Source organism: Escherichia sp. E4742, assembly GCF_005843885.1.
Taxonomy (GTDB): domain Bacteria; phylum Pseudomonadota; class Gammaproteobacteria; order Enterobacterales; family Enterobacteriaceae; genus Escherichia.
This window is the reverse complement of sequence record NZ_CP040443.1, coordinates 3,044,507-3,057,174: the sequence shown is the minus strand read 5'-3', so window position 1 is coordinate 3,057,174 and position 12,668 is coordinate 3,044,507. Positions and strand designations below refer to the sequence as shown.

Here is a 12,668-nt window from a genome sequence, read left to right as displayed (position 1 = left end):
AAGCAAAAAACCCAATGTTTACGGCTAATATCTGCATTGTTTAAAAATCGCACAACAAACGAAGCAAATTAACGTCATGAATAGTTGTAAGAAAAAATCCCATTCATCATTACCGTTTTAAAAACGACTCGATTTTCCTTAATGGAAATATAAAGTGTCAGTTTGCGACGCGAGCGGCATTTTAGGACATATCTCCCCCGGATAACAGTCCCTGTTGCACGTGCGCCATGCCTGATGCCAGCGACTTTGGACAAAAGTTTAGAAAAGTGTTTGTTTAATCGGCAATTGCCGATTTGCTTGTAACAAAATAATGCAATTGCAATCTACCGTTACGAGTTAATTATCATTCAGCGCAGCGAATAGAGTTAATTGGCAGGATATTCAGGAGGGCTTATGGATAATTGTCCAGAATAGTCTTATTTACATTATGGATATCGATGTCCAATTACGTACTCAATGCGCCAGAGGTTAAATCCACTGGCGCATCTTTTCGTAATGTTTATCTACGGCTTAGTACACCACGGCGATAAAGATTACGTTTAATGCGTGTTAAGCCTGGTTTTGGTTTGCGCGGCTCGTCCAGACTGGCGAGCACAATCTCCAGTACGCGTTCCGCAACGTCGCGATGACGCTGGGCTACCGCCAATACCGGACACTGTAAGAAGTCGAGCAATTCGTTGTCACCAAAGGTCGCAATTGCCAAATCAGAAGGCAGTTTGCCATCGCGGCGCAGCGTGACATCCATAACGCCTTGCAACAACGCAAATGAGGTGGTGAACAGCGCCTGCGGCATCGGATGCGTTTCCAGCCATTTTTCGAACAACTGGGCAGCGGTTTCTCGCTCATAACTGTTGGCATAAAGGAAATGCACTTCGCGTGGATCATCTTTCCAGGCGGTACGGAAACCCTGCTCGCGCAGGAAGCTGACAGAAAGCTCCGGCAACGCGCCAAGATAAAGCACCGTCTCAGCAGGAAACTTACGTAACTCTTCGGCCAGCATTTCTGCATCATCCTGGTCGGCACCCACAACGCTGGTGAAGTGTTCACGATCGAGGGCGCGGTCCAGGGCGACGATCGGGAACGGGTCGTTAGCCCAGCGTTGATAAAAAGGATGCTCCGGCGGCAGCGACGTCGAAACAATGATGGCATCGACCTGACGCTGCAAAAGATGCTCAATACAGCGCATTTCGTTGTCTGGCTGATCTTCGGAACAAGCAATCAGTAGTTGATAGCCCCGTTGCCGCGCCTGACGTTCAAGATAATTAGCGATACGGGTGTAACTTGTGTTCTCCAGATCGGGGATCACAAGACCAATCGAACGTGTGCGTCCAGCACGAAGCCCAGCAGCCACGGCATTTGGGTGGTAATTGTGCTCACGCACCACTGCCATGACTTTTTCAACGGTTTTGTCGCTCACACGGTATTGCTTCGCTTTGCCGTTAATAACATAGCTTGCAGTGGTCCGCGACACTCCCGCCAGCCGAGCGATTTCATCCAGTTTCACAATTGCCCCTTGAGTAAAATGTAAAAACCATACCCATTGTACTGGCATGGGTTAAATTCATTAACATCTAAGCGCAGAAAATTAACTGCGGCAACTGCTTTTATTCCAGGTTCCCACTGAATTCGCAAAAAAAGCCCAACGTGACATGTTGGGCTGTAAATTGCGTATTGAGATCATTCTCAACGCATTATTTTATCGCCGCGCGAAAGTCCTACTACGCCGGAACGAGCAACCTCCACAATTTTCGCCACATCGCGAATCGATGCTAAAAATGCATCAAGCTTATCGCTGGTTCCCGCCAATTGAACGGTATAAAGCGATGGCGTGACATCAATGATTTGCCCACGGAATATTTCCGTATTGCGCTTCACTTCGTCACGTCCGTAGCCACTGGCCTGAATCTTCACCAGCATGATTTCCCGCTCAACATGCGCCCCCTGCCCCAGTTCGCTAACACGCAGCACATCGACCAGCTTGTGTAATTGCTTTTCAATCTGCTCCAACACTTTTTCATCGCCCACGGTCTGGATAGTCATACGCGATAATGTCGGATCGTCGGTTGGCGCAACGGTCAGGCTTTCAATGTTATAGCCCCGTTGGGAAAAGAGGCCGATCACACGGGATAACGCGCCTGATTCATTTTCGAGTAATACGGATAATATCCGGCGCATAATCAGGTCCTCTCCGTTTTGCTTAACCACATTTCATCCATTCCGCCGCCACGAATCTGCATCGGGTAGACGTGCTCGCTGCCATCAACAGTGACATCAACAAACACCAGGCGATTATTGCGGACCTGTTCCAGTGCCTCGCTAAGTTTGTTTTCCAGCTCTTGCGGATGAGAGATCTGGATCCCAACATGGCCATAGGCTTCCGCCAGACGAACAAAATCCGGTAGCGACTGCATATAAGATTGTGAATGGCGGCCGGAATAGATCATGTCCTGCCACTGCTTCACCATCCCCAGATAGCGGTTATTGAGATTCACCACCAGCACCGGCAGTTCATATTGCAAAGCGGTAGACAGTTCCTGAATGTTCATCTGAATGCTACCGTCGCCAGTGACACAGACCACGGTTTCTTCTGGCAATGCCATTTTGACACCCAGCGCCGCAGGCAAACCAAAGCCCATAGTGCCGAGGCCACCGGAGTTGATCCAGCGACGCGGTTTGTCGAAAGGATAATAAAGTGCGGCGAACATCTGGTGCTGCCCGACGTCGGACGTGACATATGCATCGCCTTTCGTCAGCCGCCAGAGTGTCTCGATCACCGCTTGCGGTTTAATCTTTTCGCTCTGAGTATCGTATTTAAGGCACTGCCGAGCGCGCCATTGTTCAATCTGTTGCCACCAGTCACGAATTTCATCCAACGGTTGGTGAGCCGTTTCTTGTGCCAGCAACTCCAGCATTTGATCCAGCACCAACCGCGCGTCACCAACGATCGGAATGTCGGCGGTAACGGTTTTTGAGATCGACGTAGGATCGATATCAATATGTAAAACCGTTGCATTCGGGCAGTACTTGGCCAGATTGTTAGTGGTGCGATCGTCAAAGCGCACGCCGACCGCAAAAATAACATCGGCATTATGCATGGTCATATTAGCTTCGTAGGTGCCGTGCATTCCCAGCATCCCCAGCGCCTGACGATGCGTTGCTGGAAACGCCCCCAGCCCCATTAATGAAGAGACGACGGGAAGATTAAGCTGCTCAATAATCTGTTTAAGTTGTTGATGGCAACTCGCAGTCACGGCGCCGCCGCCAACGTAAACTACCGGTTTTTTCGCTGCCGCCAGTGTCTGCAATGCGCGTTTAATCTGCCCCTTATGACCCAGTGTTGTCGGGTTATAAGAGCGCATACTGACCGACTCCGGCCAGACGTAGGGTAATTTGTTCGCCGGATTAAGAATATCTTTCGGTAAATCAACCACCACTGGCCCAGGACGACCACTTGCCGCCAGCCAGAATGCCTTTTTCAGCACCTGAGGAATGTCTTCCGTTTGCTTAACCAGGAAACTGTGTTTGACCACCGGGCGGGAAATTCCCACCATGTCGCACTCCTGAAAGGCATCGTAGCCTATCAGCGAGGTCGCTACCTGACCAGAAAGGACAACCAAGGGAATGGAGTCCATATAAGCAGTAGCGATACCAGTAATCGCATTAGTCGCCCCAGGACCCGACGTCACCAGCACGACCCCCACTTCCCCGGTTGCACGTGCCAGGCCATCGGCCATATGCACAGCCGCTTGCTCATGACGAACTAATACGTGATCGATACCCCCCACGGTATGCAACGCATCGTAAATATCAAGGACCGCGCCTCCGGGATAACCGAATACTTGTTTAACGCCCTGATCGATAAGCGATCGGACGACCATCTCGGCTCCAGACAACATCTCCATGGCCTGCCTCACTGTTTGGCGGAAAAAATGTGTAAAACACATTAACCGTCCGATCTTGCTTAAGCAATTGGCAGACAGAGTCATAAACGTGAAGAAATAAGAATAAACAGGAGGAAAGGAGAAAAGAAACGATAAAATACTCCAGAACGAAGGCGTAAATTGATAATAAATTGGCTAGATTCGGCTACTTACAGCAATTTCTCTATTTTTTTAATTATTCATGAAATCTGGCGCACATGCATTTAGAACAAAATTCTACATTTAATAAAAAAAGCAGAATAAACCAGAAAGGAATGCCTGATTTATTCTGCTTTTGTTTAGCGTTTACATATAGAGACTAATTGCTCTTCCATCCACTGATGGCCTTTATCGCGCCCGGCAGCCTCATGCCAGGAGAGATAACAGGTTCTGCTATTCTGTTTTAACGGCAGCGGTAATATCTGTAATTCTAAAGATTCGGCGAACTCTTCAGCCAGCCAACGAGGCGCAATAGCGACCAGGTGAGTTTGCGACACCACGCTAAGGACGCTCATCATTGCCATGCCCTGATAAGCAATACTGGCTTGCTTATCTACTGTGTCGTACCACGGTTGACTAAATGAGGCGAAACGATCGAGCGAAACCGCCGCATGTTGTTCGTTATAAACATCATGTTTCAGTAATGGACCTTTAATATGCGGATGGTTCTTACTGGCTACCAACACCATTTCATCTTTAAATAACGGCACACTGGTAAATTCAGGGCGGTGGAAATCTTCATAACTTATAACGAACTCCGTTTCCTGATAGCGCAACTGATGTTCAGTGTTCTGATTTAATGAAGACTTGAACATAACATGTATATTTGGCGCAATCTGCTCAATGTGATTATAAATCTGCGAGGTCAGAATGCTGTCCAGCGGGCTGCAAACGCAAAGATGGAATACACGTTCGCTACTGGCAGGCTCAAAACCTGAACCTGGTAATTCGTTTTGCACTAATTGCAGCGCCTGGCGCACAGAACCAAAAAGTTGAAATGCGCGAGCGGTCGGCTGGATACCACGGCCATAACGAACAAACAATTCGTCATTAAACATCACCTTCAGGCGTGCAACAGCGTTACTGACTGCAGGCTGCGACATTCCAAGAACATGCGCGGCACGAGTTATGTTCTGCTCCTGCATCACTGCATCAAAAACGGTTAATAAATTCAAATCGACCATACGCAGCTGTGGCTTGCTTAACTCTGCAATCTCTGGCTGTTCTGTTTTTACCTCTGACATACTTAACTCCACTGTCACACTTAACTCCCTTTCCCTTATTGGAATGCAGAGAAATAATCCTGAATAATATGATTTACCATGCATATAAAATAAGAAAAAGGAAAATACGTAAAATTAGGAAAACATAAAGATACGGGTTCTGATAAAAACAGAATCCACTGCCGTACGGAGAGTTATTCACCACAGCATAATAATCCATAATGTTTTTGTTGCGTAAACAATCTAATCATAACCACCGCGAATACTCAATCATCCACAAAATGGATTAAACGTGCTAATTTAATCATTGTTTTATATGTTTAATGCGTTAATTCTTAACATCAATTGCACATTAATATTCATCGGATAAATATAAAATATTCATAAAGCAAATAATTCAAAACAAATCATCAGGATAAGACCGTTTTCGCCCACGCTTTACCCTCTTTTAGTCCGTTGATTAAATGCAATAATCTATGCGGAAGTATGTCCATCTATGAAAAGTGTATGTCGTTAAGCAGAAATTAATATCGTCTGTTATTGATTGCACAGCACAATTAGCTAATTTGGCACAGGGAAATTTACCGTTGAAAAGCCGCTTTTCTTACTACAGGGTTGACATCCGTTTTTGTATCCAGTAACTCTAAAAGCATATCGCATTCATCTGGAGCTGATTTAATGACTCACATCGTTCGCTTTATCGGTCTACTACTACTAAACGCATCTTCTTTGCGCGGTAGACGAGTGAGCGGCATCCAGCATTAAGCCAGCACGCAGTCAAAAACAACCCGCGCCATTGCGCGGGTTTTTTTATGCCCGAAGCGAGGCGCTCTAAAAGAGACAAGGACCCAAACCATGAGCCAGCAAGTTATTATTTTCGATACCACATTACGCGACGGTGAACAGGCGTTACAGGCAAGTCTGAGTGCGAAAGAAAAACTGCAAATTGCGCTGGCCCTTGAGCGTATGGGTGTTGACGTAATGGAAGTTGGTTTCCCCGTCTCTTCGCCGGGCGATTTTGAATCAGTGCAAACCATCGCCCGCCAGGTTAAAAACAGCCGTGTATGTGCGTTAGCTCGCTGCGTGGAAAAAGATATCGATGTGGCGGCTGAATCTCTGAAAGTCGCCGAAGCCTTCCGTATTCATACCTTTATTGCTACCTCCCCAATGCACATCGCCACCAAGCTGCGCAGCACGCTGGATGAAGTGATCGAACGCGCTATCTATATGGTGAAGCGCGCCCGTAATTACACCGATGACGTTGAATTTTCTTGCGAAGATGCCGGGCGTACCCCGATTGCCGATCTGGCGCGAGTGGTCGAAGCGGCGATTAACGCCGGTGCCACCACCATCAACATTCCGGACACCGTGGGCTACACCATGCCGTTTGAGTTCGCCGGAATCATCAGCGGCCTGTATGAACGCGTGCCTAACATCGACAAAGCCATTATTTCCGTACACACCCACGACGATTTAGGCCTGGCGGTCGGCAACTCACTGGCGGCGGTACATGCCGGAGCACGGCAGGTAGAAGGCGCAATGAACGGGATCGGCGAACGCGCCGGAAACTGTTCGCTGGAAGAAGTGATCATGGCGATCAAAGTTCGTAAGGATATCCTCAACGTCCACACCGCCATTAATCACCAGGAGATATGGCGCACCAGCCAGTTAGTTAGCCAGATTTGTAATATGCCGATCCCGGCAAACAAAGCCATTGTAGGCAGCGGCGCATTCGCACACTCCTCCGGTATCCACCAGGATGGCGTGCTGAAAAATCGCGAAAATTACGAAATCATGACACCAGAATCTATTGGTCTGAACCAAATCCAGTTGAATTTGACCTCTCGTTCCGGTCGTGCGGCGGTGAAACACCGCATGGATGAGATGGGATATAAAGAAAGTGAATATAATTTAGACAACCTGTACGACGCGTTCCTGAAACTGGCAGATAAGAAAGGTCAGGTGTTTGATTACGACCTGGAGGCTCTGGCCTTCATCGGTAAACAGCAAGAAGAACCGGAACATTTCCGTCTGGATTACTTCAGCGTGCAGTCTGGTTCTAACGATATCGCCACCGCTGCCGTCAAACTGGTCTGTGGCGAGGAAGTCAAAGCGGAAGCCGCCAACGGTAATGGTCCGGTCGATGCCGTCTACCAGGCAATTAACCGCATCACTGACTATAACGTCGAACTGGTGAAATACAGCCTGACCGCCAAAGGCCACGGAAAAGATGCGCTGGGTCAAGTGGATATCGTCGCCAACTACAACGGTCGCCGCTTCCACGGCGTCGGCCTGGCCACCGATATTGTCGAGTCCTCCGCCAAAGCCATGGTGCACGTACTGAACAATATCTGGCGCGCCGCAGAAGTCGAAAAAGAGTTGCAACGCAAAGCTCAACACAACGAAAACAACAAGGAAACCGTGTGATGTCGAAGAATTACCATATTGCCGTATTGCCGGGGGACGGTATTGGTCCGGAAGTGATGACCCAGGCGCTGAAAGTGCTGGATGCCGTGCGCAACCGCTTTGCGATGCGCATCACTACCAGCCATTACGATGTAGGTGGCGCAGCCATTGATAACCACGGGCAACCGCTGCCGGCAGCAACGGTTGAAGGCTGTGAGCAAGCCGATGCCGTGCTGTTTGGCTCGGTAGGCGGTCCGAAGTGGGAACATTTGCCGCCGGATCAACAACCAGAACGCGGCGCGCTGTTGCCTCTGCGTAAGCACTTTAAATTATTCAGCAACCTGCGTCCGGCAAAACTGTATCAGGGGCTGGAAGCGTTCTGCCCGCTGCGCGCAGACATTGCCGCTAAGGGCTTCGACATCCTATGTGTGCGCGAACTGACTGGCGGCATCTATTTTGGTCAGCCCAAAGGCCGCGAAGGCAACGGACAATATGAAAAAGCGTTTGATACCGAGGTGTATCACCGTTTTGAGATCGAGCGCATTGCCCGTATCGCGTTTGAATCTGCCCGCAAGCGTCGCCGTAAAGTCACCTCGATCGACAAAGCCAACGTGCTGCAATCCTCTATTTTATGGCGGGAAATCGTTAATGAGATCGCCATCGAATATCCGGATGTCGAACTGGCGCATATGTACATCGACAACGCCACCATGCAGCTGATTAAAGATCCATCACAGTTTGACGTACTGCTGTGCTCCAACCTGTTTGGCGACATTCTGTCTGACGAGTGCGCAATGATCACTGGCTCGATGGGGATGTTGCCTTCCGCTAGCCTGAACGAGCAAGGTTTTGGTCTGTATGAACCGGCAGGCGGCTCGGCACCAGATATCGCAGGCAAAAACATCGCCAACCCGATTGCGCAAATTCTGTCGCTGGCACTGCTGCTGCGCTACAGCCTGGATGCCGATGATGCAGCTTCCGCCATTGAACGCGCCATTAACCGCGCATTAGAAGAAGGCATTCGCACCGGGGATTTAGCCCGTGGCGCTGCCGCCGTTAGTACCGATGAAATGGGCGATATCATTGCCCGCTATGTGGCAGAAGGGGTGTAATCATGGCTAAGACGTTATACGAAAAATTGTTCGACGCTCACGTAGTCTACGAAGCCGAAAACGAAACCCCGCTGTTATATATCGACCGCCACCTGGTGCATGAAGTGACCTCACCGCAGGCGTTCGATGGCCTGCGCGCCCACGGTCGCCCGGTGCGTCAGGCGGGGAAAACCTTCGCCACCATGGATCACAACGTCTCAACTCAGACTAAAGACATTAATGCCTGCGGTGAAATGGCGCGGATCCAGATGCAGGAGCTTATTAAAAACTGCAAAGAATTTGGCGTCGAGCTGTATGACCTGAATCACCCGTATCAGGGGATCGTCCACGTGATGGGGCCGGAACAGGGCGTCACCTTGCCGGGGATGACCATTGTCTGCGGCGACTCGCATACCGCCACCCACGGCGCGTTTGGTGCGCTGGCCTTTGGTATCGGCACTTCCGAAGTTGAACACGTACTGGCAACGCAAACCCTGAAACAGGGTCGTGCGAAGACTATGAAAATTGAAGTCCAGGGCAAAGCCGCACCGGGCATTACCGCGAAAGATATCGTGCTGGCGATCATTGGTAAAACCGGCAGCGCAGGCGGCACCGGGCATGTAGTGGAGTTTTGCGGCGAAGCAATCCGTGATTTAAGCATGGAAGGTCGTATGACCCTGTGCAATATGGCAATCGAAATGGGCGCGAAAGCCGGTCTGGTTGCACCGGACGAAATCACCTTTAACTATGTTAAAGGCCGTCTGCATGCGCCGAAAGGCAAAGATTTCGACGATGCCGTCGCCTACTGGAAAACCCTGCAAACCGACGAAGGCGCAACTTTCGATACCGTTGTCACTCTGCAAGCAGAAGAGATTGCCCCGCAGGTGACCTGGGGAACTAACCCAGGACAGGTGATCTCCGTTAACGAGAATATCCCTGATCCCGCTTCATTTGCCGATCCGGTTGAACGCGCGTCGGCAGAAAAAGCACTGGCCTATATGGGACTGAAACCGGGTATTCCGCTGACTGAAGTGGCTATCGACAAAGTGTTTATTGGTTCCTGTACCAACTCGCGCATTGAAGATTTACGCGCGGCAGCGGAAATCGCCAAAGGGCGAAAAGTCGCGCCAGGCGTACAGGCACTGGTGGTTCCCGGCTCTGGCCCGGTAAAAGCTCAGGCGGAAGCAGAAGGTCTGGACAAAATCTTTATTGAAGCCGGTTTTGAATGGCGCTTGCCTGGCTGCTCAATGTGTCTGGCGATGAACAACGACCGTCTGAATCCCGGCGAACGTTGTGCCTCCACCAGCAACCGTAACTTTGAAGGCCGCCAGGGGCGCGGCGGTCGCACGCATCTGGTCAGCCCGGCAATGGCTGCCGCCGCTGCTGTGACCGGACATTTCGCCGACATTCGCAACATTAAATAAGGAGCACACCATGGCAGAGAAATTTATCAAACATACAGGCCTGGTGGTTCCGCTGGATGCCGCCAATGTCGATACCGATGCGATTATCCCGAAGCAGTTTCTGCAGAAAGTGACGCGTACTGGTTTTGGCGCGCATCTGTTTAATGACTGGCGTTTTCTCGATGAAAAAGGCCAACAGCCAAACCCGGACTTCGTGCTGAACTTCCCGCAGTATCAGGGCGCTTCCATTTTGCTGGCACGAGAAAACTTCGGCTGTGGATCCTCGCGTGAGCACGCGCCGTGGGCGTTAACCGATTACGGTTTTAAAGTGGTGATTGCGCCGAGTTTTGCTGACATCTTCTACGGCAACAGCTTTAACAACCAGTTGCTGCCGGTGAAATTAAGCGATGCCGAAGTGGACGAGCTGTTTGCGCTGGTGAAAGCCAATCCGGGGATTCATTTCGATGTAGATCTGGAAGCTCAAGAAGTGAAAGCGGGTGATAAAACTTATCGCTTTGCTATTGATGCCTTCCGCCGCCACTGCATGATGAATGGTCTGGACAGCATCGGTCTGACCTTGCAGCACGACGACGCTATTGCCACTTATGAAGAGAAGCAGCCGGCGTTTATGCGTTAATTTGTACGCCGTCCGGCGCAATCGCCAAAAAGAAAAAAGCCAGCAGGTATTCACTGCTGGCGTGGCGATTAACACCAATACTCAGTCACACATGATGTCCGCAAATCAGTATTCAGAATCACTCCCCTCCCACTGCATCAGTTCTTCAAGCATGGCTAAACGCTGTGGAACGCTTAACCAACGCAGCCAGCACAACGTCGCTATCGCGGTAAAATAGTGCTGATAAAACTGACGCATGGGGCACCTCCTTGCTTCATCGTTAGGAATTATTGACTTAATATAGGGAAAATAAAATTGCTGACTTTTGCGCAGGAGTTCCCCTTTTATGCCATCTGCTCGTCTGCAACAACAGTTCATCCGCCTGTGGCAATGCTGCGAGGGTAAATCGCAGGAGACAACGCTGAACGAACTGGCGGAGTTATTGAGCTGCTCCCGCCGTCATATGCGCACCCTGCTCAACACCATGCAGGATCGCGGCTGGCTGACGTGGGAAGCGGAAGTCGGGCGCGGCAAACGCTCGCGTTTAACGTTTCTCTATACCGGGCTGGCGCTACAACAACAGCGAGCGGAAGACCTGCTGGAACAGGATCGCATCGACCAGTTGGTGCAGTTAGTCGGTGATAAAACCGCCGTGCGGCAAATGCTGGTTTCTCATCTGGGGCGTAGCTTCCGCCAGGGGCGGCATATCCTGCGCGTCCTCTATTATCGCCCGTTGCGCAACCTGCTGCCTGGCAGCGCATTACGCCGTTCCGAAACGCATATTGCCCGGCAAATCTTCAGTGCGTTAACCCGAATAAATGAGGAAAATGGGGAACTGGAGGCGGACATCGCCCACCACTGGCAGCAAATTTCCCCACTCCACTGGCGCTTCTTTTTGCGCCCCGGGATCCATTTTCATCATGGTCGTGAACTGGAAATGGACGACGTGATTGCCTCTTTGAAACGGATCAATACGCTGCCGCTCTATTCCCACATTGCTGAAATTGTATCGCCGACGCCCTGGACGCTGGATATTCATCTCACTCAGCCAGACCGCTGGTTGCCGTTACTGCTGGCGCAAGTTCCGGCGATGATCCTGCCGCGTGAATGGGAAACCCTCAGCAACTTTGCCAGTCATCCGATCGGCACCGGTCCGTATGCGGTAATGCGTAACAGCGCCAATCAACTGAAAATTCAGGCATTCGACGACTTCTTTGGTTATCGGGCATTAATCGACGAAGTTAACGTCTGGGTTCTGCCGGAAATTGCCGATGAACCCGCTGGAGGCCTGATGCTGAAAGGGCCGCAGGGCGAGGAAAAAGAGATTGAAAGTCGCCTTGAAGAAGGTTGCTACTATCTACTGTTCGACAGTCGCACCCATCGCGGGGCGAATCAGCAAGTCAGAGACTGGATAAGCTATGTACTTTCGCCGACCAATCTGGTTTATTTCGCCGAGGAACAGTACCAGCAACTGTGGTTTCCGGCCTATGGGCTGCTCCCCCGCTGGCACCATGCCCGCCCAACACATTGCGAAAAACCTGCCGGGCTGGAACATCTCACCCTGACCTTTTATCAGGATCACATTGAACATCGGGTGATTGCCAGGATCATGCAGCAGATTCTGGCAAGTCACCAGGTCACGCTGGAAATCAAAGAGATCAGCTACGATCAGTGGCACGAAGGTGAGATCGAAAGCGACATCTGGCTTAACAGCGCCAACTTTACGCTGCCGCTGGATTTTTCGCTGTTCGCGCACTTGTGCGAAGTACCGCTGCTACAACACTGTATTCCTCTCGACTGGCAAGCCGACGCCGCACGCTGGCGCAATGGCGAGATGAATCTGGCGAACTGGTGCCAGCAACTGGTCGCCAGTAAAGCAATGGTACCGTTGATCCACCACTGGCTGATTATTCAGGGGCAACGCAGTATGCGCGGCCTGCGCATGAACACCCTCGGCTGGTTCGATTTTAAATCAGCGTGGTTTGCGCCACCGGATCCATGATTGCTGG

General features: G+C 50.6%; 12 protein-coding genes. 6 read left to right on the top strand and 6 right to left on the bottom strand.

Features of this window, described 5'->3' with window-relative positions; all coding sequences use genetic code 11:
• Positions 1-499 precede the first annotated feature (499 nt).
• The 5 genes from cra to leuO all read right to left on the bottom strand — a co-directional run bounded on the left by cra (position 500) and on the right by leuO (position 5,164).
• A complete protein-coding gene (cra, locus tag FEM44_RS14885) occupies positions 500-1,504 on the bottom strand; it encodes a catabolite repressor/activator (RefSeq protein ID WP_064525210.1) in 1,005 nt (334 codons plus the stop codon).
• Between the two features lie 81 nt (positions 1,505-1,585).
• A complete protein-coding gene (locus tag FEM44_RS14880) occupies positions 1,586-1,672 on the bottom strand; it encodes a hypothetical protein (protein WP_032160836.1) in 87 nt (28 codons plus the stop codon).
• An 11-nt stretch (positions 1,673-1,683) separates the two neighbouring features.
• Entirely contained in the window at positions 1,684-2,175 is a 492-nt protein-coding gene (ilvN, locus tag FEM44_RS14875) for an acetolactate synthase small subunit (protein WP_001252744.1), read from the bottom strand.
• A gap of 2 nt (positions 2,176-2,177) precedes the next feature.
• A complete protein-coding gene (gene ilvI / locus FEM44_RS14870; RefSeq protein ID WP_130204910.1) occupies positions 2,178-3,902 on the bottom strand; it encodes an acetolactate synthase 3 large subunit in 1,725 nt (574 codons plus the stop codon).
• A gap of 317 nt (positions 3,903-4,219) precedes the next feature.
• Positions 4,220-5,164: a transcriptional regulator LeuO gene (gene leuO / locus FEM44_RS14865; RefSeq protein ID WP_135523775.1), complete on the bottom strand. Its 945-nt coding sequence runs from the start codon at positions 5,162-5,164 to the stop codon at positions 4,220-4,222.
• A gap of 657 nt (positions 5,165-5,821) precedes the next feature.
• Between leuO and leuL the strand changes: the two genes are divergently transcribed.
• From leuL to leuD, 5 genes are all read left to right on the top strand, one after another.
• Positions 5,822-5,908 carry a leu operon leader peptide gene (gene leuL / locus FEM44_RS14860; RefSeq protein WP_001300467.1) on the top strand — a complete coding sequence of 29 codons (87 nt, stop codon included), beginning with the start codon at positions 5,822-5,824 and terminating at the stop codon, positions 5,906-5,908.
• Between the two features lie 90 nt (positions 5,909-5,998).
• A complete protein-coding gene (gene leuA / locus FEM44_RS14855) occupies positions 5,999-7,570 on the top strand; it encodes a 2-isopropylmalate synthase (RefSeq protein ID WP_097291249.1) in 1,572 nt (523 codons plus the stop codon).
• On the top strand, positions 7,570-8,661 hold the full coding sequence (leuB, locus tag FEM44_RS14850; protein WP_135523774.1) for a 3-isopropylmalate dehydrogenase: 1,092 nt from the start codon (positions 7,570-7,572) through the stop codon (positions 8,659-8,661). The genes leuA and leuB overlap by 1 nt, the downstream gene beginning before the upstream one ends.
• A gap of 2 nt (positions 8,662-8,663) precedes the next feature.
• Positions 8,664-10,064: a 3-isopropylmalate dehydratase large subunit gene (gene leuC / locus FEM44_RS14845; protein ID WP_135523773.1), complete on the top strand. Its 1,401-nt coding sequence runs from the start codon at positions 8,664-8,666 to the stop codon at positions 10,062-10,064.
• A gap of 10 nt (positions 10,065-10,074) precedes the next feature.
• On the top strand, positions 10,075-10,680 hold the full coding sequence (gene leuD / locus FEM44_RS14840; protein ID WP_135523772.1) for a 3-isopropylmalate dehydratase small subunit: 606 nt from the start codon (positions 10,075-10,077) through the stop codon (positions 10,678-10,680).
• Between the two features lie 105 nt (positions 10,681-10,785).
• Here the strand turns inward: leuD and sgrT are convergent, their stop codons facing one another.
• Complete coding sequence (gene sgrT / locus FEM44_RS14835) at positions 10,786-10,917, bottom strand: glucose uptake inhibitor SgrT (RefSeq protein ID WP_130257853.1); 132 nt, start codon at positions 10,915-10,917, stop codon at positions 10,786-10,788.
• A gap of 88 nt (positions 10,918-11,005) precedes the next feature.
• On the opposite strand from sgrT, the gene sgrR reads away from it, so the two are divergent.
• Positions 11,006-12,661, top strand: coding sequence for a DNA-binding transcriptional regulator SgrR (sgrR, locus tag FEM44_RS14830; protein WP_135523771.1), 1,656 nt, complete (start codon positions 11,006-11,008; stop codon positions 12,659-12,661).
• Positions 12,662-12,668 lie beyond the last annotated feature (7 nt).

Coding starts and splice junctions, on each gene's coding strand:
- leuO (WP_135523775.1), bottom strand. CDS start 5,164: ATGTCAGAGGTAAAAACAGAACAGCCAGAGATTGCAGAGTTAAGCAAG.
- leuD (WP_135523772.1), top strand. CDS start 10,075: ATGGCAGAGAAATTTATCAAACATACAGGCCTGGTGGTTCCGCTGGAT.
- leuC (WP_135523773.1), top strand. CDS start 8,664: ATGGCTAAGACGTTATACGAAAAATTGTTCGACGCTCACGTAGTCTAC.
- leuL (WP_001300467.1), top strand. CDS start 5,822: ATGACTCACATCGTTCGCTTTATCGGTCTACTACTACTAAACGCATCT.
- sgrR (WP_135523771.1), top strand. CDS start 11,006: ATGCCATCTGCTCGTCTGCAACAACAGTTCATCCGCCTGTGGCAATGC.
- sgrT (WP_130257853.1), bottom strand. CDS start 10,917: ATGCGTCAGTTTTATCAGCACTATTTTACCGCGATAGCGACGTTGTGC.
- ilvN (WP_001252744.1), bottom strand. CDS start 2,175: ATGCGCCGGATATTATCCGTATTACTCGAAAATGAATCAGGCGCGTTA.
- leuA (WP_097291249.1), top strand. CDS start 5,999: ATGAGCCAGCAAGTTATTATTTTCGATACCACATTACGCGACGGTGAA.
- leuB (WP_135523774.1), top strand. CDS start 7,570: ATGTCGAAGAATTACCATATTGCCGTATTGCCGGGGGACGGTATTGGT.
- ilvI (WP_130204910.1), bottom strand. CDS start 3,902: ATGGAGATGTTGTCTGGAGCCGAGATGGTCGTCCGATCGCTTATCGAT.